Source organism: Algoriphagus sp., assembly GCF_024305035.1.
GTDB lineage: Bacteria > Bacteroidota > Bacteroidia > Cytophagales > Cyclobacteriaceae > Algoriphagus.
On sequence record NZ_JAMWZB010000023.1, the window covers coordinates 59,622 to 79,883 of the forward strand.

At 42.9% G+C, this 20,262-nt stretch carries 15 protein-coding genes; 9 read left to right on the forward strand and 6 right to left on the reverse strand.

What is annotated here, in order from left to right; genetic code table 11:
• Window positions 1-9 precede the first annotated feature (9 nt).
• From Q0L00_RS13945 to Q0L00_RS13970, 6 genes are all read left to right on the forward strand, one after another.
• The gene (locus tag Q0L00_RS13945; protein WP_297337496.1) at window positions 10-1,659 is read left to right on the forward strand and encodes a SusD/RagB family nutrient-binding outer membrane lipoprotein; all 1,650 of its coding nucleotides are present in this window, start codon (window positions 10-12) and stop codon (window positions 1,657-1,659) included.
• Between the two features lie 19 nt (window positions 1,660-1,678).
• The gene (locus tag Q0L00_RS13950) at window positions 1,679-2,644 is read left to right on the forward strand and encodes a hypothetical protein (protein ID WP_297337497.1); all 966 of its coding nucleotides are present in this window, start codon (window positions 1,679-1,681) and stop codon (window positions 2,642-2,644) included.
• Between the two features lie 140 nt (window positions 2,645-2,784).
• A complete protein-coding gene (locus tag Q0L00_RS13955) occupies window positions 2,785-5,565 on the forward strand; it encodes a 2-oxoglutarate dehydrogenase E1 component (RefSeq protein WP_297337498.1) in 2,781 nt (926 codons plus the stop codon).
• Between the two features lie 69 nt (window positions 5,566-5,634).
• Window positions 5,635-7,170: a 2-oxoglutarate dehydrogenase complex dihydrolipoyllysine-residue succinyltransferase gene (odhB, locus tag Q0L00_RS13960; protein ID WP_297337499.1), complete on the forward strand. Its 1,536-nt coding sequence runs from the start codon at window positions 5,635-5,637 to the stop codon at window positions 7,168-7,170.
• A 114-nt stretch (window positions 7,171-7,284) separates the two neighbouring features.
• Entirely contained in the window at window positions 7,285-8,682 is a 1,398-nt protein-coding gene (lpdA, locus tag Q0L00_RS13965; RefSeq protein WP_297337500.1) for a dihydrolipoyl dehydrogenase, read from the forward strand.
• An 83-nt stretch (window positions 8,683-8,765) separates the two neighbouring features.
• Window positions 8,766-9,539 (forward strand): Rossmann-like and DUF2520 domain-containing protein, encoded by a 774-nt coding sequence (locus Q0L00_RS13970; protein WP_297337501.1) that lies wholly within the window; start codon window positions 8,766-8,768, stop codon window positions 9,537-9,539.
• Here Q0L00_RS13970 and Q0L00_RS13975 read toward each other — a convergent pair.
• The 4 genes from Q0L00_RS13975 to Q0L00_RS13990 all read right to left on the reverse strand — a co-directional run bounded on the left by Q0L00_RS13975 (window position 9,536) and on the right by Q0L00_RS13990 (window position 13,949).
• On the reverse strand, window positions 9,536-10,390 hold the full coding sequence (locus Q0L00_RS13975) for a pirin family protein (RefSeq protein ID WP_297337502.1): 855 nt from the start codon (window positions 10,388-10,390) through the stop codon (window positions 9,536-9,538). The genes Q0L00_RS13970 and Q0L00_RS13975 overlap by 4 nt on opposite strands.
• 74 nt (window positions 10,391-10,464) lie before the next feature.
• Complete coding sequence (locus Q0L00_RS13980; protein WP_297337503.1) at window positions 10,465-11,760, reverse strand: M20 family metallo-hydrolase; 1,296 nt, start codon at window positions 11,758-11,760, stop codon at window positions 10,465-10,467.
• A gap of 99 nt (window positions 11,761-11,859) precedes the next feature.
• Entirely contained in the window at window positions 11,860-12,858 is a 999-nt protein-coding gene (locus Q0L00_RS13985; protein ID WP_297337504.1) for an acyl-ACP desaturase, read from the reverse strand.
• A 197-nt stretch (window positions 12,859-13,055) separates the two neighbouring features.
• Window positions 13,056-13,949, reverse strand: a complete 894-nt coding sequence (locus tag Q0L00_RS13990; RefSeq protein ID WP_297337505.1) for an ATP-binding protein — start codon at window positions 13,947-13,949, stop codon at window positions 13,056-13,058.
• Between the two features lie 237 nt (window positions 13,950-14,186).
• Here Q0L00_RS13990 and Q0L00_RS13995 point away from each other — a divergent pair, with 237 nt between their 5' ends.
• Window positions 14,187-15,437, forward strand: coding sequence for a dipeptidase (locus Q0L00_RS13995; RefSeq protein WP_297337506.1), 1,251 nt, complete (start codon window positions 14,187-14,189; stop codon window positions 15,435-15,437).
• A gap of 51 nt (window positions 15,438-15,488) precedes the next feature.
• Here the strand turns inward: Q0L00_RS13995 and Q0L00_RS14000 are convergent, their stop codons facing one another.
• Window positions 15,489-15,641: a twitching motility protein PilT gene (locus Q0L00_RS14000; RefSeq protein ID WP_297337507.1), complete on the reverse strand. Its 153-nt coding sequence runs from the start codon at window positions 15,639-15,641 to the stop codon at window positions 15,489-15,491.
• 680 nt (window positions 15,642-16,321) lie between these two features.
• On the opposite strand from Q0L00_RS14000, the gene clpB reads away from it, so the two are divergent.
• Together clpB and Q0L00_RS14010 are read left to right on the forward strand one after the other, a co-directional pair.
• A complete protein-coding gene (clpB, locus tag Q0L00_RS14005) occupies window positions 16,322-18,949 on the forward strand; it encodes an ATP-dependent chaperone ClpB (RefSeq protein WP_297337508.1) in 2,628 nt (875 codons plus the stop codon).
• Window positions 18,950-19,298: 349 nt separating this feature from the next.
• Window positions 19,299-19,529 (forward strand): hypothetical protein, encoded by a 231-nt coding sequence (locus tag Q0L00_RS14010; protein WP_297337509.1) that lies wholly within the window; start codon window positions 19,299-19,301, stop codon window positions 19,527-19,529.
• A 147-nt stretch (window positions 19,530-19,676) separates the two neighbouring features.
• On the opposite strand, the gene Q0L00_RS14015 is transcribed toward Q0L00_RS14010, so the two are convergent.
• Window positions 19,677-20,051, reverse strand: coding sequence for a carboxypeptidase-like regulatory domain-containing protein (locus Q0L00_RS14015; protein WP_297337510.1), 375 nt, complete (start codon window positions 20,049-20,051; stop codon window positions 19,677-19,679).
• Window positions 20,052-20,262 lie beyond the last annotated feature (211 nt).

The following is a 20,262-nucleotide window of genomic DNA, read 5'->3' on the forward strand; positions in this document are numbered from 1 at the left end:
GACAATACCATGAAAAAGAAAATATATAGCTTAATGCTGGCATTCAGTACCCTGTTTGCGGTTTCCTGTGATCTTGATCTTCTGGAAAACCCTAATGCGGTCAATGCCGATACAGCATCTCCTGATTTTCTATTAAACAATATTCAGCTCGATTACCAAAATTTGTTTAATACCATTGGCAACCACGGCATGCGGTTGACCAGAATGCTCAATCAGGGTTCAGCACAATACGAGGGAGCTTATACTCCGACGACAACAAACGGATATTGGTCAAATGCCTATGCCAATATTTTACAGGATATTCAGTTTCTTGAGCCATTGGCTGAAGAGGGGAATTTTCAAAGACATCTGGGGATCGCCAAAACCATCAAGGCTATGGTCTTATTCAACCTGGTGGATTCTTATGGAGACATTCCTTTTTCTCAAGCCTTGGATCCGACTGAATTTAATCCAGCTACTGACTCTGGTGAATCCGTTTACGATGCCGCTTTAGCCGCTCTTAATGAGGCTGCAGGGCATTTTTCTGCAGAATCAGCCGGTGAGCCTAATGACTACTATTATGGTGGAGATTATGACAAGTGGGTCAGAATGGTCAATACCTTAAAGCTGCGCTATTACCTTAATCGGCGGTTGATCGATGCCAGTGGTTCTACTTCAGGGATCAATGCCTTGATTTCCGAGGATAATTTATTGCAAGAAGGCGATGATTTTGTGTTCCAGTTTGGGACTAGAAATGCTGACCCGGATTCCAGACATCCTCGATTTGCTGGGCAGTACACATCTGGTGGAGGCGATTATCAGTCTACTTATTACATGTGGCATTTGACTGAGCAAAAAGGATTTGATGATCCTAGAGCACGTTTCTATTTCTATCGTCAAACACTGGTTAACTCCACCAATTCGGATGAAATTGAGTGTATCACCCAATTACCTCCAGCTCACTATTTGGTCGGTGGCTTCATTTATTGCCTTCCAGGTGATAGAGGCTATTGGGGGCGTGATCACCTGGATCCGGATGGTATTCCACCAGATGGATTGTTGAGAACTGCTTGGGGAGTATACCCTGCCGGGGGTCGGTTTGATGATGATTCGGCTACTCCTGTAAATGATCCTTCATTAGGAGCACAAGGAGCGGGTATCCATCCAATTATGTTGGCAGCTTATGTTGATTTTATGCTAGCTGAAGCAGCCTTCACTTTGGATACTTCCGGTGATGCTAAGGAATACCTTCTTTCTGGGATCGAGAAGCAAATGAATTATATGATTGATTGGAGTTTAGCCTCCGCTGATGCAGGTAACATCAGTGCGTTCTTGACTGAAGAAGAAATCGACCTGGAGGAAGAAGTAATGGATTATCTAGCTTATGTAGATGATGAATTTGATGGTGCCGAAGATGACGATGAGCGTTTAAACATCATCGGGCGTGAATACTGGCTAGCCCTTTATGGAAATGGAATAGAGGCCTATAACCTTTACAGAAGAACTGGGAAGCCTGACAATATGCAGCCGGGCTTGGAGCCAAACCCTGGGGTTTTTCCTCGCTCATTCTTCTATCCAAACAATTATATGGTAACCAATATCAATGCTCAGCAAAAAGCCGATCAATCGGTACAGGTGTTTTGGGATAATAATCCTTCTGGAAACGCTTGGGTTTACTAACCAATAAATTTTAGACAAGATGAAAATAATTAAATATAGTTTCGGATTATTGGTAGGAACCTTAGTTATGCTGAGCTCTTGCCGAGACTTCGTTGAGCCTAATATTCCTTATTCGGAGTTTGACACTGGAGCTTACCTGAGGACTATTGATCGTACAAGTACTACTTTCAATTTCTTTGATTTGACCAATTCAAACTTTGCCTTGACTTTGGAAGCTGTAGATATCGAAGATGGAGGGACCGTGGAAACGGTTGAAATCCGAGTTCGCCATAGACGATTGATTCCTGGAGTAGGTTTGGAATTTACTCCTCAGGAAGATGTGTTGGTTAGAACGTTGGAAGCATCAGATTTTGCTCCAAACTCCGAATCCAGGTTTTTAAGAGCAAGCTTTGATATTCCGGCTTCAGAGGCTGTAGAAGCTGTCGGGCTAACATTCGACGAACTTGAAGGTGGGGATGTGTTTGAGTTTAGGCTGGTGTTAAATGACCGCTTTGGTCGGTCTTTTAGTACAAACAATGTAACTACAAACGTCGCTGGAGCGCCATTTTATGATTCTCCTTTTCAATATAATGTGAGTGTAGTCTGCCCGGTTGGGGATGATTATGCCGTGGGTGAATACGAGCTTACTCAAACTCAGGGCGGAGCAGATCCTTTCTTTGGTAACCCGACCCGATTTGTTGAAGAGACTGTAACTCTTGAGCCAGTTTCAGGAAACGCAACAAGAAGATCATTTACTGTAAATTATCTTGGTGGATTTACTACAAGGACTTTTACGATTGAATTTTCATGTGGCAATATTGTAAAACCTGAGGAGGGAGCTGGGGCTGGCTGCACAGATACCATATTGTGGGAGTCGGATAATAGTGATTTGGCAACTTATGATATTAGCGATGATTCTGTCATTACAATTAAGTTTATTGACGATGTAACAGGAGATTGTGGTGTTACCTCGCCTGTGGAGTTAACTTTGACAAAAGTTGATTAATTATTTAACTTAGAATTCTACTAATCGGCGTCTAATTTTTAGCGCCGATTTTTATTTAAAACGTATATTTGCAAAAGCAAATAAGCGGTTTTTTTATACCAATAATCTCATGTAGTTTTGTAGGTATCTAAAAAACTGTCATGGACAAATTTTCATACATCGCCAACGCTCATGTTTCCTACATCGATGAGCTGTATCAATCCTTCAAACAAGACCCAGATTCCATTGACCCAAGTTGGAAAGAATTTTTCCAAGGCTTTGATTTTGCTTTGACCAATTATGGGGAAGAGGAGAATGGGCAACTTACCGCCCAACCTACACCAAAAAACGGTTCCTTAGCTACTCCGGGTACCATCATGGATATGGAGCAGCTGCCCAAAGAAATAAAAGTTAGGGCTTTAATTCATGCTCATCGTTCGAGAGCTCACTTACGTTCTAAAACAAATCCTGTAAGAGAAAGAAGAGATCGAAAGGCCTTGATCGATCCTCAGGATTTTGGATTGAGTAAAGAGGATATGGACTCCGAATTTCAAGCAGGGAATGAGATCGGAATTGGAAAAGCGAAACTCTCTTCCATCATTGAGGCGCTAAAAACCATTTACGAAGGCCCAATGGGTTTTGAATATCTTTACATTCGTGACCCGGAAATTTTGGATTGGTTAAAAACCAAGATTGAAAAGGAGGCTTTAGCTTTCAACCCATCCACGGAGGAGAAAAAACGCATTTTGTTTAAGCTAAATCAAGCCGTGGTCTTTGAAAACTTTTTGCACACCAAATACCTCGGACAGAAAAGATTTTCATTGGAAGGCGGAGAAAGTACAATACCTTTCCTTGATGCCGCAATCAATACTGCTGCAAAGGGGGGAGTGGAAGAAGTCATGATTGGTATGGCTCACAGAGGCCGACTAAATGTTTTAGCCAATATCATGGGCAAAACCTATGAGCAGATTTTTTCTGAATTTGAAGGCACGGCCAAGCCAGACCTCACTATGGGTGATGGGGACGTAAAATACCATATGGGCTACTCCTCTGACATTGTGACTCCAGATGAGAAAAAAGTTCACCTTAAACTCGCTCCCAATCCATCCCACCTTGAAGCTGTAAATCCGGTGGTAGAAGGATTTATTCGTGCAAAAATTGATTCTCAGCATCAGGGTGATGCGACGAAAGCTCTGCCGATTTTAATTCATGGAGATGCTGCGGTAGCAGGACAGGGAATCGTTTATGAAGTAACCCAAATGGCTGGGTTAAAAGGGTATCACACTGGGGGGACTATCCATTTTGTCATTAATAATCAAGTTGGTTTTACCACTGATTTTGATGATGCTCGAAGCTCTATTTATTGCACCGATGTAGCTAAAATCATCGATGCCCCGGTGATTCACGTCAATGGCGATAATGCAGAAGCCGTGGTATTTGCAGCCAGACTCGCTGCTGAATTCCGTCAAAAATTTGGCAAGGATATTTTTGTAGATATGGTCTGCTATCGCCGGCACGGACACAATGAATCGGATGAACCGAAATTTACCCAGCCCGAACTTTACAACATCATTTCAAAACACCCCAATCCAAGAGAGGTATATATTAAGCGATTGACCGAGCGAGGAGACCTAGATGCCAAGATTGCCAAACAAATGGATGAGGAGTTTCGTCAATTGCTTCAGGACCGATTAAATATGGTAAAGGAAAAACCTTTGCCCTATCAAGCCACCAAATTTGAGCAAGAATGGGGAAGTTTGAGAAGATCCAATCCGGATGACTTTTTGCAATCTCCTCAAACCGGTATCTCTGAGGAAGCGATCAAAACAGTGGCAGAGGCCTTAACGGTAATTCCCAAAGGATTCAAAGCCATTAAACAGATTGAGGTGCAGATGAAGCAACGGAAAGAAATGTTCTTTAAGTCTAAGTCGCTCAACTGGGCATCAGCAGAGCTTCTGGCTTATGGTTCCTTGCTTTTAGAGGGGAAAACCGTTCGATTGACGGGACAGGACGTTCAGAGAGGGACTTTTTCTCACCGCCATGCGGTCTTGCATGATGCGAATTCCAATCAGCCTTATAATTCCCTTCGGGAAATGAAGGATAGAAAAGGGCAATTTTACATTTATAACTCTCTTCTATCAGAATACGCCGTTCTGGGTTTTGAGTATGGCTATGCCATGGCAAATCCACATTCGTTGACCATTTGGGAAGCTCAATTTGGGGATTTTGCCAATGGAGCTCAGACGATGATCGATCAGTTTATTTCCTCAGGCGAATCTAAATGGCAAAAGCAGAATGGACTGGTCATGCTTCTGCCTCACGGCTATGAAGGTCAAGGTCCGGAGCATTCCAATGCTAGACCTGAACGATTTTTGCAGTTATCGGCCGAATACAATATGGTCGTGGCCAATATCACTGAACCTTCCAATTTCTTCCATATGCTACGAAGACAATTGACCTGGGAATTCAGAAAGCCTTGTATTGTCATGTCTCCTAAGTCTTTACTGAGGCATCCAAAAGTCATGTCTCCAGTGGAGGAATTCACCCAAGGAAGATTTAGAGAGATTATCCTAGATTCTACTGTGGAGGTGAAAGATGTAAAAAGGGTAGTGCTCTGCTCAGGCAAAATTTACTACGATTTGGATGAAGCTAGAGAAAAGGAGAAAATTAAAGACGTCGCTATTATCCGTATTGAGCAACTCCATCCACTTCCCATCAAACAAATTGTGGAAGCGGTTAAAGCCTACCAAGATGCCGAATTGGTATGGGTTCAAGAGGAACCTGAAAACATGGGTTACTGGACGTATATTCTCCGGCTCTTGTACAAAGAACTTCCGATGGATTTGATTGCCAGAAAAATGAGTGCTTCTCCTGCTACCGGTTATAATAAAGTTCACGTCGAAGAACAAAAATCCATTATTTCCAAAGCCCTAAAATTGTAAATTGTCTTTATTACAGAATAATCATTTTGTCATTTTTGCCCTGCTGGCAAAATCATAACAGAACAACACATGAGCAAAGAAATCAAAGTTCCCGCAGTAGGAGAGTCTATTACGGAGGTCACGATTGGCCAGTGGTTTAAAAAAGACGGGGATACCGTTCAAATGGATGAGGTTCTCTGTGAGCTTGAGTCCGACAAAGCAACATTTGAATTGCCAGCAGAAGCGGCAGGAACGCTAAGAATCAAAGCAGAAGAAGGCGATACCTTAGAAATCGGCGCAGTCATCTGCGTGATTGAGGAAGCTGACTCTGGAGTAAAATCCGAAGAGTCCAAATCGGAAAAGAATGAAGAAAAATCAGTAGGTTCCTCTTCATCGAAAAAGACAGGCGAAGTCAAAGAAATGGTCGTCCCTACGGTCGGTGAGTCGATCACTGAAGTTACGTTGGCCAATTGGATTAAAAATGATGGAGACTATGTTAAGCTAGACGAAATCATTGCAGAAGTGGATTCTGATAAGGCTACATTTGAGCTTCCTGCTGAGGCTTCCGGTATTTTAAGACATGTAGCCGCTGAGGGCGACACCTTAGAGATTGGCGGAATGATCTGCAAAATAGAAGTAACTGATGGAGAACCTGAGGCATCCTCCACCTCTGATCCAAAGAAGCAGGAGAGCATGTCTGCCTCCAGTACTACGGAAGAAAAAGAAAATTATGCCACTGGCCATGCCTCTCCAGCAGCTTCCAAAATTTTGGCAGAAAAGGGGATAAAGGCTGAACAGGTCAAGGGCACTGGAAAAGATGGTCGCATCACCAAAGAGGATGCCCAGAGTGCCCTCAAATCAACTCCTTCGGAGACGGAACCTAAAAAGGAGGAAGCTCCTCGTGAGGCTATTAAAGTGTCGGGCTCCAGAGAAGAGCGAAGAGAAAAAATGTCTTCCTTGAGAAAGACGGTTTCCAGACGGTTGGTAGCAGTGAAAAATGAAACCGCCATGTTGACTACCTTCAATGAAGTCAATATGAAACCAATTATGGATTTACGGACTAAGTTTAAAGAGCAGTTCAAGGAAAAGCATGGAGTTGGATTGGGATTTATGTCCTTTTTTACCAAGGCTGTTTGTGTAGCACTTCAAGAATGGCCGGCGGTCAATGCCAAGATCGATGGAAATGAAATCGTTTACAACGAGTATTGTGATATTTCCATAGCTGTATCTGCGCCTAAAGGCTTGGTTGTTCCTGTCATTAGAAATGCAGAGGAGATGTCTTTTGATCAGATTGAGAAAGAAGTGGTAAGACTAGCGACCAAAGCTCGTGACAATAAGCTTTCTATTGAGGAGATGACCGGGGGTACATTCACGATTACCAATGGTGGGGTATTTGGTTCCATGATGTCCACCCCAATCATCAATGCCCCACAGTCTGCGATATTAGGGATGCATAATATTGTAGAGCGACCCATGGCGGTTAATGGAGAAGTGAAAATCCTTCCGATGATGTATGTGGCGCTTTCTTATGATCACCGAATTATTGATGGACGGGAGTCTGTGAGTTTCTTGGTCCGAGTAAAGCAGCTTTTGGAAGATCCGACTAGACTTCTCTTTGGAGTGTAAGTTAAAACGATTTAACAAAAACGATTTACGCAGGGCTAGGTAGAACTGGTCTCTTTTTTAACCCATTTAGACCAAGCCTTTTGTCTTGGGCTAGTATCTAAAATTCAAGAAAAAATGTATGACGTTATAGTAATTGGTTCTGGTCCCGGAGGATATGTAGCAGCTATCCGTGCTGCGCAACTAGGGATGAAAACCGCCATAATTGAAAAATATTCAACCCTAGGAGGTACTTGCTTGAATGTCGGCTGTATTCCTTCCAAGGCTTTGTTGGATTCTTCAGAGCATTACCATAATGCTGCCCATACCTTTGAGACTCACGGAATCAAACTGTCCAATCTCAAGGTGGATCTCAAGCAAATGATTGCCCGTAAAGATGACGTGGTCAAACAAAATGTGGATGGGATACAGTTTTTGATGAAGAAAAACAAAATCGATGTTCACCACGGTGTAGGTTCTTTTGTTGATGCCACGACGGTGAAGGTGAGTAAAGAGGATGGAAAATCGGAAGAAATCAAAGGAAAAAATATCATCATTGCCACGGGCTCTAAACCAGCTTCACTTCCTTTTATTAAATTAGATAAGGATCGAATTATTACTTCTACCGAAGCCTTAAAAATGAAAGAAATTCCAAAGCATCTCATCGTCATTGGCGGCGGGGTGATCGGGATGGAGCTCGGCTCAGTTTATGGTAGAATGGGTTCTAAAGTTTCCGTGGTGGAATACATGGATTCGCTCATCCCTTCCATGGACAAAACCATGGGAAAAGAGCTTCAAAAATCATTGAAGAAGCTGGGTTTTGAGTTTTTCCTTAAACATAAAGTCACTGCTGTAGAGCGTAAGGGCAAAGAAGTTACCGTGAAAGCTGAAAATGGAAAAGGTGAAACTATTGAAATTAAAGGAGATTACGTCTTGGTTTCGATTGGTAGAAAACCCTATACCGAAGGCTTAAATGCCGAAGCCGCAGGAGTGAAATTGAATGATCGAGGTCAGGTAGAAGTGAATGGGCATTTACAAACTTCCTCTTCAAATATTTATGCGATAGGAGACGTAGTCAAAGGGGCTATGCTTGCCCATAAAGCCGAAGAGGAAGGTGTGTTTGTTGCTGAAGTGATTGCAGGGCAAAAGCCTCATATCAATTATAATTTGATTCCAGGAGTGGTATACACTTGGCCTGAGGTTGCTTCAGTAGGGTATACAGAGGAGCAGTTGAAAGAAAAGGGAATTACCTATAAAACGGGTAAATTCCCATTCATGGCCTCTGGAAGAGCTCGAGCCTCGATGGATACCGATGGACTGGTGAAAGTTCTTGCTGATTCGAAAACAGACGAAATATTGGGTGTTCATATGATCGGACCAAGGACCGCCGATATGATTGCTGAAGCTGTAGTAGCGATGGAGTACCGGGCTTCGGCTGAGGATATTGCTAGAATGTCCCATGCACATCCAACCTATACCGAAGCATTCAAAGAAGCCTGTTTGGCTGCAACGGAGAACCGAGCCCTACATATTTAAGCAGAGAAAAACACGTTTACAGAAAGCCATTTCACTAGTTGAAATGGCTTTTATTTTTTGAAAGAAATTGATTTACTTCCAAGATGAAATTTCGAATAGCAATTATCGGTGCAGGCAATGTAGCTTGGCATTTGGCGCCTGCATTAGAAGAGGCAGGACATGAAATCACTGAAGTGTATGCCCGTACGCTTAAAGGAGCCGAGGAAGTAACGAAGCGGCTCTACGCGACTGAACCGAAACTGGATCTTGATTTTGCAGAAAGCCGGGCTGAAATTTTCATTCTTGCCATCAAAGATGATGCAGTAGCAGAGGTGGCAGATTCGATTATTTTACCTGAAGAAAGCATTTTAGTTCATACTTCAGGTACACTTCCCTTGGATATTTTGTCCTATAGTTCAGCAAGTTTTACCGGGATTTTTTATCCTCTGCAGTCCTTTACTGCTGGACAAAAAATGGATCTTTCCGAAGTTCCATTTTTGATTGAGTCGGCGGATCAGGAAATTCTTCAAAAATTAAAAAAATTAGCAAAGAGCATTTCTAACCAATGCTACCAGGTTCGGTCCAAAGACCGGAAGGCTATCCACGTTGCGGCAGTTTTTGCCAGTAATTTTTCCAATCACATGATTCGGATTTCAGAGGAAATCATGCGTAGACAGGGGCTTGATTTTGAGATGATGAAACCCTTAATCATCGAAACCATTTCAAAAAGCCTTCAAATAGGAGCAAAAAAGGCCCAAACTGGGCCTGCTATTCGAGAAGATTTTGAGACCCTGGAGGATCATTTTCGATTTTTGAATTTTAATCCAGAACTGGCTGAGATCTATCGATTGATTTCTCAAGATATTATTGATAGTTAACCGTTCCAGCTTCCAAATTTTCCATTTTGGTAATCTTGATAAGCTTCCCGTATTTGAGCTTCTGAGTTCATGACAAAAGGGCCTTGTGCCACTACGGGTTCATTAAATGGTGTGGCATGTCCCAAAATAATTACTGATTTTTCAATAGCTTGAACCTCAATTTTTCTTCCCTGATTTTCAAATTCAACCAATTGCCGATAGTCCACTTCTTGGCCATTGACCGTCACTTTGCCTCGGACGACGTAGAAGAAAATGTTTTCCTCTGTGGGAATCTCCTTTTCAAATATGCTTCCTTTATCCAGGTAAATGGTACTCATTGTGATGGGAAAAGTCCCTTCAAAAGCGCCTTTGACACCATTCCATTCCCCAAAAAGTTGTTGTACTTTGATTTTAGAATTATCTAATTCAAATTCTGGAATCTCCTCTTTTTGAAGACCGATGTAATTCGGGTTCATCATTTTTTTGGATGCTGGAAGGTTTAACCAGAGCTGTAAAATCTCTAAGTCTCCTCCAGTTTTTTTGAATTGATCACTGGAAACTTCTGCGTGAATCAACCCTTTTCCTGCGGTCATGTATTGGACCCCACCCGGGCCAATTACTGATTCATGGCCTGAGGAATCTTTGTGCATGATATCGCCTTCAAGAATAAATGTTACGGTTTCCATTCCTCTATGGGGATGCGGTCCAAAGGGCAAGCCTTGATTAGGTGCAGGATAAGTTTGGAATCCGTGATGGTTGAGAAAAAGAAAAGGATCAATCATTTCCAAGCTACGGGTTGGCATGGGACTGTAGGTGATTAAATCTGCAATGGGTCGATATTCTGATTGATGTATTTTTTTGATGGCTCTCATAGGTGAAAATGATTACATTAAATGTATATACATGAAATGATATTTTTCAATAGATAGTTCAAAAAATCAAGATTTTAATTCAGCTTTTTATCCAGAGTTAAAATGGTTTTCAAAAGGACGTTTGCCCCATTGGCCATGTCTTCTTTACTGGAAAATTCATCGGGAGCATGGCTAATCCCGTCTTTACTGGGGATAAAAATCATTCCCATCGGAGCTATCCTTGCCATTTCTTGGGCATCGTGACCCGCACCGCTTGGGAGGCTCATCGTGGTGAGCCCAAGTGCTTCAGCGGATTCTTTGATCATTTGTCGGATAGATTCATCGGCCATTGCCGGCTTTGAGGCTACTTCAATATGTGTGATGGAAACCTCAACCCCGTATTCTTCAGCAAATTTTTTCGCTTGCTTCTCAAGGTCCTCATAGAGTGACCAAATTTTTTCGGAAGAGAGATCTCTGATTTCTAAGGTTAATTTCACTTGCCCGGGAATTACATTCCCTACTCCGGGCGAAGCTTCGATTTTTCCTACCGTACCGACTTGTTTGCCCTCTTCTGCACGGATCGTTTCATTGACAGCCAAAATAAACTTAGCCGCAGGAAGCATGGGGTCTTTTCTCAGGCTCATCGGTGTGGTTCCCGCGTGATTAGCTTTTCCGGTGAAGGTAAATTCCCACCATTCGATCGCAACGATTCCTTCGACGACTCCTATATTCACTTTTTCATTGTAGAGATTGGCGCCTTGCTCAATGTGCAACTCTAGAAAAGCAGCTAGTTCTCCTTTTTTCCGAGCCATTTCAGCGATTTTTTCTGGATTTCCTCCTATTCGGGTGATTCCTTCGGCCTGGCTCAGTCCAGCATTACTGACCACTTTCAGCGCCTCTTCGTTGAGTTGTCCGACCATAGCGCGACTACCTACGACCCCACCTTCCTCATTGGCAAAAATGATCACTTCCAATGGATGCTCGGTTTGGATATTTTGCTCTTGTAAAGTCTGGATGACTTCAATCGCACTCAAACTTCCGACAGGACCGTCATAGTGTCCTCCATTGGGTACTTCATCAATATGGGATCCAAATGCAAGGGGTTTTAAACTGGAGTTTTTTCCTGCCCGTTTCCCAATGATATTTCCTGCAAAGTCCACCTTTACCTCAAGTCCAGCTTCTCGCATCAAACCTTGGACATATTCTCTTGCTGCCATATCGTGAGTAGAAAATGCGACACGGTCGGATCCTTGAGCATCATTTTTTCCGTAGTTGGACAAATGCATCAAATGCTGATGTAATCGATCCGAATTGACTAAGATATCTTGAGCCAAAGAAACAGTGGTACAGCTCAAGTAAATGCCGAGTGCGTAGGGTAAGGCTTTTTTCATTGAGTCAATTTAAGCCTTAAAAAGCGAAGAAAAAATTCCAATGAGTAGGCTACTTCGGACATGAAAAAAAAGTCCCGATTTGGACGGGACTTTAATTTTTTATTTCAGCCAAGCTAACTTGACTTCATCGGGAGCTTTCATCCGATCGGCCAATCTCATGTAGCGGTCTGCCAAATTGGAAAGGTAATCTTGGGCTTTGGATGCCATATCATTGAGCCCGGTGACGGCTTCGACTTTCCAATAATCTACCAGGTGCTGAATGATCCGTGCATAATCCCACCCCGTATAAATTCCTACTTTTTGTGTGATCTCTGAGAAATCCCTGTAAAGTGATTCCCGTTTCCCACCTTCTCCCATGAGGACGGCCGGCATGACGATTTGTTTTCGCATCATTTTTTCAAAGGCGACCATGGCTCCACTTGGATCAATTTCAAAAATCTTGGACATAAAAGATTTATATGCTTTTTCATGTCTGGCTTCATCTCCGGCGATGGTTTTGCAAATTCTGGAAAGTACATGATCTCCAGCCTTATCGGCTAATTTGCCAGTATTGACGTGCGAAATTTTTGTTGCACGCTCCTGAAAGGAGGTATAGATCATTGCCTGATAAGGATCGGACTCTGATTTTGGATCAAATCCATTGGAAAGCAAACGGTGAATGGTTTGCTCCACAGCTTTCATATCCACTCTACCTGTGAGGTAAAGGTATTTATTCAATAAGTCCCCGTGCCGGTTTTCTTCAGCAGTCCAGGCTTTGGACCAGCGAACCCAACCGGATGGGGATAAAAGACTACGCTCTTCGTTTATTCCTTCGAGCAAGTTAAAGTAGGTCTGGTAGGATGGAAGTGCCTCCTCGGTAATCATATTTCCTACTAAGGAAGTCAAGACGGTATCCGGAATTCCCTCTGCTCTTTTTTGCAATAGTTTTACTTCTTCAAATACTTCCGGGTTGTGAAAGTCAGGGAGGAAATCCGATGGTTGCCAGCATTCATCCGGGTCGACCAAAACATTGTCCACCGCATGCCCTACCAAGTCATCCAATTGGGAGATGACTTCCATGTTTTTTTCTAGCTCGTAATTGATTTCTACTGATTTCATAAGGGGTAATTATTTTCCGAAAAGCTCGTTTCGGGATTGAAATGTGCCATAAAGGTACTGACAATTAAGCAGAATACACATTGAAATATTCTATTCACCATTTCGAATTCCATGAATGGGTGATTTTTTACCTAAAAGTTAAAATTGAGCCTACATTGAAAAGCAGGCTCAATTTCGATAGCAAGCAGGTATTTGAATTAATAATCCAATTTATAAGCGACCACTTTATTTTTGAAGAATGTGGGTACATACACGACTTGATCGGCGGGATTGTATCCGATATCAGCTGTGTTGGATTCTTCTCCGGTGGTATCCAGCATTTTGATTTGATCTCCTTCAGAGGCAAACCAGATTTCACCTTGCCATCTCGAGGCTACAAAATTGCCATCACCTAAAATAACCAGTCCATCACCTCCAGTCACCTGATCGTTGATGACAGTTGCAGTTCCGTCGGCATTCCATTTTTTCAAGCCCGAAGCGTCTAAACCATAAATTGTAGCATCATCTGCCACGGCAATACCATTGATCGATTCATGTCCTTCAGAGACTGTAGAAATCTCGCCATTGGTGTAAAGATGAACCTTTCCCGTGTTCATGTCTGTGAAATATACATTACCCTGGTGGGTGGCTACATCATTGAGAAATTCTGCTCCCTCAACTGGCCAACGGTTGGTAACTGTTGCGGTGGCAATTTCGATTTCTACCAAATCCGTGATGTCAGTAACATATAATTTTCCGTTTGCAATTCCCATTCCTTTGGGTGCATTCAAACCAGTCACCCAGTCTTGGCTGATGATGTTACCGTCTTTATCAATAATTGAAATGGATCCTTTCCCGTCTTTTTCTTGAGGATCCTGTCCTATGATATTAGAGGTGTAAATTGTTCCAGTTGCTTGGTCAAAGAGCACAGATTCTACCGTTTCCAAAGTAGCTGGAGTTTCCCATAACATGGTCAATGAAGGGCTTTTGACCTCCTCGGTAGGCTGGGATTGCTCTTCTTCTGTGATTTCTTCTGTTTTTTGAGGAGAGCAATAGGAAAAGAGCATGGAAGCTGTAAGGCCTAAAACCCCAAATTTTGCTAGTGTTTTCATAAGTATGGTTGATTAAATTCTTTGATTTAGTTCTAAGTTCGTAAATAATTTTCACCAAATATAATCCTGAATCAAGTCTTTTGTTTGTGGCTTAACCTAATATTTAATACTAAATCTTCGCAGATACTTTGGTTTCTTTTGTGATGGGCTTGATATTGAATAGGTTTTACCGCTGGTGGATTTTTGCTGTTAGAACAGGTAAAAGGAAGTAAATTCAAATTTATAAACACATTAACCATGAGAAAAATTCTACTCCCCACCCTTTTTGTTGGGTTGGTCTTAGCTTGCAGCCCTAAAGAAGAGGTGGTCGATTACACCAAAATGAGTGATGAAGATCGCCTTCAAGCAGCTACTCAAATCGCTCAGTCCACTATTATGGTCGATGGACATGTGGATCTGCCCTACCGGATGAAAGTGGGTGGATTTACCCTTCAACGTGAAATTCTCGATGTTTCGGTCCGTACACCGGATGGAAACTTTGATTTTCCCAGATCCAAGGACGGTGGTTTGGATGCTCCCTTTATGTCGATTTATATTCCGGCAGGCAATCAGGCGATTCCCGGAGCATCCAAGGCATTGGCGGACTCCCTGATTTTAATGACTGAGCGCTTGGCCAATACTTTCCCGGATAAGTTTGCCATGGCCTATAGTCCGGCAGATGTGGAAGCCAACTTTAAAAAAGGCGTGATTTCGCTACCTATGGGAATGGAAAATGGGGCTGGTATCGAGGATGACCTGTCCAATGTAGAATATTTCCACGGTAGAGGAATCCGATACATTACGCTGACACACGGCAAAGACAATCTGATCGGAGATGCAAGCTATGACACCACCGGGACGCATGGAGGTTTGAGCGAGTTTGGAGAACAGGTGGTTGCCGAAATGAATCGCGTAGGAATTATGGTGGATTTGAGCCATGTCTCTGACAATACGTTTCGGGATGCTTTGGCAATAACCAAAGTGCCAGTTATTGCTTCACACTCTTCCGTTCGAAAATTTACGCCAGGATTTGAGCGAAATATGAGTGATGAGTTGATCCAAGCCATGGCTGAAAATGGGGGCGTGATGATGATTAATTTCGGGGGTTCATTTATTGATTCGGCTTATGCGGCAGGCTCAGCAAAAGTCCGAGAGCATATTGTCAATTGGTTGGTTGAAAACAACTTGAATCGTAGAGACTCTGCCGCTCAGGCTTATATCAAAGAATACACTGCAGCTAATAACCCATTTCCTACCGTGCAACGTGTGGCCGATCATATCGATCATGTGGTGAATTTGGTAGGAATTGATTATGTGGGTTTTGGGTCAGATTTTGACGGGGTGGGAGATTCTTTACCGACTGGATTGAAAGATGTGTCCATGTTCCCCAATTTGATCGCCGAGCTTTTGAAGCGTGGGTATTCCAAAGAAGATATTGAAAAAATCTGCTATAAGAATATCTTCCGGGTTTGGAAGGCAGTGGAGGATTATGCGGCTTCTCAGAACTAGAGGGATTGAAAAAAACTAAAAATAGACCCAGTGGATGGATACACGCTGGGTCTATTTTTTTAGAATATCTAAAAGTTGGGAAGGAGTAAAAACTGGCAGATTTGACCGGTAAAAATCGTTGAGACTTCGGGTAAGGATGGTCGCATATCCATAATCCAAAGCAGTATAACAGGAAAGGGCATCTTCAAAATCTTGGAAGTCCATGCTAATTGGACTCCCATCGATGAATTTTTCATTCAGTGGCTGAACTTGAAGAGAAGCTTGAATTTCCGGATCAGCTCTTTGGCGGATTCTGGCTTCACCATTTTTAAAAGATGATCATGAGTATTGGCCATAGATCAGACCGAAACGCCACAGCTTATTTCACCTTTCTCCGCAAGTGAAAATAGAATTCCGGCTTTGACATCAAAAGGCTTTTTTTGGGTTAAAAAGTCAATCAAAATACCTGTGTCAACAAAAATTCTTTTCATTGACCTGTATTGTACAATATTTTATCAATTCAGTTGACCCTTTCAAAGGGTTGAATTTGATTAGGCCGAATTCAGCAACGGGCCGAATATCCGTTGATAATCAGGTTGAGAGACTGAGGAGCGAAGCTTGCTAAACATGAACTTTAAAGCTGATTTTAAGTCGTTTAATTTCCTTACTGGCAAAAAAATCGGATGATCAGATGGATGATTGTTGAGATAGGTTACCCTACGCAACCCTACTCAATTTTGTACTGATTTTTTGATATAGGGAACAATTTGAAATCCTGACAAATTTTCCTGATTACTTCCCAAAAGCCCTCTTTTACAGTCATTTTGGCCGAAAAAAGGAATTGGATTTTGATTTGCTGAATAGGTTTTGAATACATTCTCAAGTAACTAAACCACTATCAATATATGGATTTCAAGCAATTTACGATCAAGTCTCAGGAGGCGATCCAAAAGGCTGCTGAGTTGGCGATGGCTTCGGGGCAACCGGCCATCGAAACTGCTCATTTGCTAAAAGGGATTTTTTCCGAAGATGAAAATGTCACCGATTTTGTCTTCAAAAAACTCGGTGCAAACAAGCAATTACTTTCCCAAAAACTCGAGGAGCAGTTGGGGAAACTCCCTAAAGTTAGCGGGACCAATCAGCAACCGCATCTTTCAAATGGAGCTAATCAAGCCTTGATTAAAGCGAAGGATTACCTTAAGACTTTTGGGGATGAATACGTTGCCATAGAGCATTTACTCTTGGCGATTCTCGCGGGAAGCGATGCGACCGCTCGAGTATTGAAAGATCAAGGGATAGCTGAAAAGCCCCTGATCGAAGCGATCAAGGAACTAAGAAAAGGAACTAAAGTGACCGACCCCAACGCAGAAAGCAAGTACAGGGCTTTGGAAAAGTATTCCAAAAACCTGAACGAATTGGCCAAAAAAGGTAAAATTGACCCTGTCATTGGCCGTGATGAAGAAATCAGGCGAGTGCTGCAAATTCTCGCCCGCCGTACAAAAAATAACCCCATCCTGCTCGGTGAACCCGGAGTGGGTAAAACTGCCATTGTCGAAGGACTCGCACAGCGAATTGTTTCTGGGGATGTTCCGGAAAATTTGAAATCAAAAACTTTGATTTCGCTTGATATGGGTTTGCTTGTTGCAGGGGCCAAATACAAAGGGGAATTTGAGGAGCGACTAAAGGCTGTAATCAAAGAAGTAACCGACGCAGAAGGAGAGATTATTCTCTTTATCGATGAGATTCATACGCTGATTGGGGCAGGAGGCGGAGGCGAAGGAGCCATGGATGCAGCCAACTTGCTCAAGCCGGCCTTAGCAAGAGGGGAGTTGCATGCTATCGGTGCGACCACCTTAAAGGAATACCAAAAATATATCGAGAAAGACAAAGCCTTGGAGCGTCGATTCCAAGCTGTTACAGTAGATGAGCCCGATGCGGCAGATGCAATTTCTATTCTCCGGGGAATCAAGGATAAGTACGAGCTGCATCATGGAGTCCGGATTAAAGATGATGCAGTAATTGCAGCAGTAGAGCTTTCGCAACGCTACATTTCTGATCGATTTTTACCGGATAAGGCCATCGACTTAATGGATGAGGCGGCGGCAAAACTGAGAATGGAGATTGATTCTCTTCCACAAGAACTAGATGAATTGAACCGTCGAGTCATGCAGCTGGAGATTGAGCGTGAGGCAATTCGAAGAGAAAACAATAAAGACAAGGAGGCGGTCCTGAGTAAGGAAATCGCGGAGCTCTCTGAAAAGCGGCAATCCGTAAAAGCCAAATGGGAAAGCGAGAAGGCGGTCATTATGGGTATTCAGCGGGAGAAAGAGAACATCGACAAGTTCAAGCTGGAAGCCGAGCAAGCCGAACGAGCGGGGGAATTTGGAAAAGTAGCTGAAATCCGGTACGGGAAAATCGTTGAAGCCGAGAAAAAACTGGACTCTTTCAAATCCCAATTGGCCGAAATGCAAGCAGGCTCACCCTTGCTAAAAGAGGAAGTGGATAACGAGGACATTGCCTCAGTGGTCTCCAAATGGACAGGAATTCCAGTGAGCAAAATGATTCAATCCGAGCGGGAAAAATTACTTTATTTGGAGGACGAATTGGGTCGAAGAGTGGCTGGTCAGCGAGAGGCCATCGCAGCGTTATCAGACGCTGTGCGTAGAAGCCGGGCTGGATTGCAGGATCCCAAGCGTCCTATTGGTAGCTTTATCTTCATGGGAACTACCGGTGTGGGTAAAACAGAACTGGCAAAAGCCCTAGCCGAATACCTCTTTAATGACGAAAATGCCATGGTCAGGATCGACATGTCTGAATATCAAGAGCGACATGCCGTCAGCCGATTGGTTGGAGCGCCTCCAGGCTACGTGGGATACGATGAAGGTGGTCAACTAACTGAAGCGGTTCGAAGAAAACCTTATTCTGTGATTCTTCTAGATGAGATCGAAAAAGCCCATCCGGATGTGTTCAATATTTTGCTCCAAGTGCTCGACGATGGGCGATTGACAGATAACAAAGGCCGGATCGCCAATTTTAAGAATACGATCATTATTCTTACTACAAATATCGGTTCTCATTTAATTCAGGAGCGATTTGCTGAGATGGAGGAATGGAACAAAGAAGAAGTTTTGGAAAAAACCAAATCTGAGGTATTTGATTTACTCAAAAAGTCGGTGCGTCCGGAGTTCTTGAATCGGATCGATGAAACCATCATGTTTGAGCCACTGAACAAGCAAATCATCCGAAAGATTGTCGATATTCAATGGAGAGAAATTCAAAAACGATTGGCGGAATCCCAAATCGAAATCGAAGCAACCACAGAGGTGCTAGATTACCTGGGAGAAGTTGGATTTGATCCCAATTACGGGGCCAGACCGCTGAAGCGAACGATGCAACGGTTGGTATTGAACGAGCTTTCCAAGCAAATTTTGGCAGGTTATATTAAAAATGACTCCGCTGTTTTAGTGGACTTGGATGCCGATAAGCAGGTGTACTTTAAGAATGTGGATGCTACGGTTTCGATAGAGAATTAATCTATCCGAAAAGCGTTCAAGCTGAAATAAGTAAACCCTTGAGGTCTTTGAAACCTCGAGGGTTTTGTTTTGCCGTGCATGGCAATCAACTAGGTGGTGTAAGTCCACTGTAGGGGGATGTAATCGCCAACCACTAGGCTAAAGCAAGGGTGTCCACTGCGAAGTGGAATCTGAAGGAAGCTGGCGGCAAATCGCTACCCCGAGGAACACGAACCTTATCAGGCATATCCGATGGGATGAGACTTCCAAACAAGTCAAAGTCCAAAGATTACCCGGACATCGGAGTGTAAATAAGGCGGGGAGTTGGCGGGAAAGTGGGTTGCCTTAACACGGGAGACCTCATGGGCGTGTGAAAATCCCTCAAGTATGGGAAAGCACGGAAAAGCTGGTCATGAGGAGTCAGCCAAGGGCAAAGTACCGGATCATGAGTTGGTTTGGGAAGGGCCGAACCTTTCCGTATGGTAACGAAGAATGGTACCGAAAAGAAAAGGATCAGATGCTCGGAAACCAGGCTCCCTATCAAAAGAATAGGACGGAATCCAAAGGATGGATAAGAGTGATTCCATTGGAGGATAACTGAAAACAACGCCAAACAAGCCTTTCGAGGTGTAAAAGCAAGAAAACGCCGTATACCTAACGGTAGGTACAATGCTGTGGGAGGTCGAAAAGGGAACTAATCCTGATCTTCCTACTCGTTTTTCCGATAAAAAATAAGCACAACTGATTTCTATTCTTTTTTCATTTTTATTTGTCCTTTATCTTGAGGAAGTTTTTTCAGTTTCACCACTACCTTTTTTGGCTGATAATTGGGATAGGTTAAGAGAAGCGTGACTTTTCTGCCCTCAAATTTCGATAAATTGAGATCAAAAAAGCCATTCTTGTCGGTTACTGTTCCCGTTGTGCTTCCTTTGACCAATACCGCAATCCCTTGCATCCCTTTGCCAGTTTCATCTATCACCTGCGCTCTGACATTTGGATCCTTGAGGTTTTCGCTTTGATTTGATTTAGCCTTTTCGATAGCTTGGGTAGGATGATGGGCTATGAAAAGAACAAGGAAGAAGAGCAACAGGAATTTTTTGTATCCGAGTAGTTTGAGTTTCATGATACAGAAGATTAAAAATCACTTATACGCTCATAAGGTAATCTTTTTTTAAACTAAACCCTGAATTACACCGTAATTTTTGGACAATTTGTCTATGATCCACGGTTGGGATCTCTATCGAATCCAGATAATTCTCGGTGTGGATCACCTCAAAACTGGCTTCTGAATAGGCTTTTCCAAGCAGCTGGGGTGGTTGGAGTTTATTTTTGGC

What these genes read in the sequence shown, in the direction of transcription:
- Q0L00_RS13990 (WP_297337505.1), bottom strand. Translation starts at nt 13,949, where the DNA reads ATGAAAACACTAGCAAAATTTGGGGTTTTAGGCCTTACAGCTTCCATG.
- Q0L00_RS14000 (WP_297337507.1), bottom strand. Translation starts at nt 15,641, where the DNA reads ATGGACTTCCAAGATTTTGAAGATGCCCTTTCCTGTTATACTGCTTTG.
- Q0L00_RS13970 (WP_297337501.1), top strand. Translation starts at nt 8,766, where the DNA reads ATGAAATTTCGAATAGCAATTATCGGTGCAGGCAATGTAGCTTGGCAT.
- Q0L00_RS13975 (WP_297337502.1), bottom strand. Translation starts at nt 10,390, where the DNA reads ATGAGAGCCATCAAAAAAATACATCAATCAGAATATCGACCCATTGCA.
- odhB (WP_297337499.1), top strand. Translation starts at nt 5,635, where the DNA reads ATGAGCAAAGAAATCAAAGTTCCCGCAGTAGGAGAGTCTATTACGGAG.
- Q0L00_RS13950 (WP_297337497.1), top strand. Translation starts at nt 1,679, where the DNA reads ATGAAAATAATTAAATATAGTTTCGGATTATTGGTAGGAACCTTAGTT.
- Q0L00_RS13985 (WP_297337504.1), bottom strand. Translation starts at nt 12,858, where the DNA reads ATGAAATCAGTAGAAATCAATTACGAGCTAGAAAAAAACATGGAAGTC.
- clpB (WP_297337508.1), top strand. Translation starts at nt 16,322, where the DNA reads ATGGATTTCAAGCAATTTACGATCAAGTCTCAGGAGGCGATCCAAAAG.
- lpdA (WP_297337500.1), top strand. Translation starts at nt 7,285, where the DNA reads ATGTATGACGTTATAGTAATTGGTTCTGGTCCCGGAGGATATGTAGCA.
- Q0L00_RS13995 (WP_297337506.1), top strand. Translation starts at nt 14,187, where the DNA reads ATGAGAAAAATTCTACTCCCCACCCTTTTTGTTGGGTTGGTCTTAGCT.
- Q0L00_RS13980 (WP_297337503.1), bottom strand. Translation starts at nt 11,760, where the DNA reads ATGAAAAAAGCCTTACCCTACGCACTCGGCATTTACTTGAGCTGTACC.
- Q0L00_RS13955 (WP_297337498.1), top strand. Translation starts at nt 2,785, where the DNA reads ATGGACAAATTTTCATACATCGCCAACGCTCATGTTTCCTACATCGAT.
- Q0L00_RS13945 (WP_297337496.1), top strand. Translation starts at nt 10, where the DNA reads ATGAAAAAGAAAATATATAGCTTAATGCTGGCATTCAGTACCCTGTTT.
- Q0L00_RS14015 (WP_297337510.1), bottom strand. Translation starts at nt 20,051, where the DNA reads ATGAAACTCAAACTACTCGGATACAAAAAATTCCTGTTGCTCTTCTTC.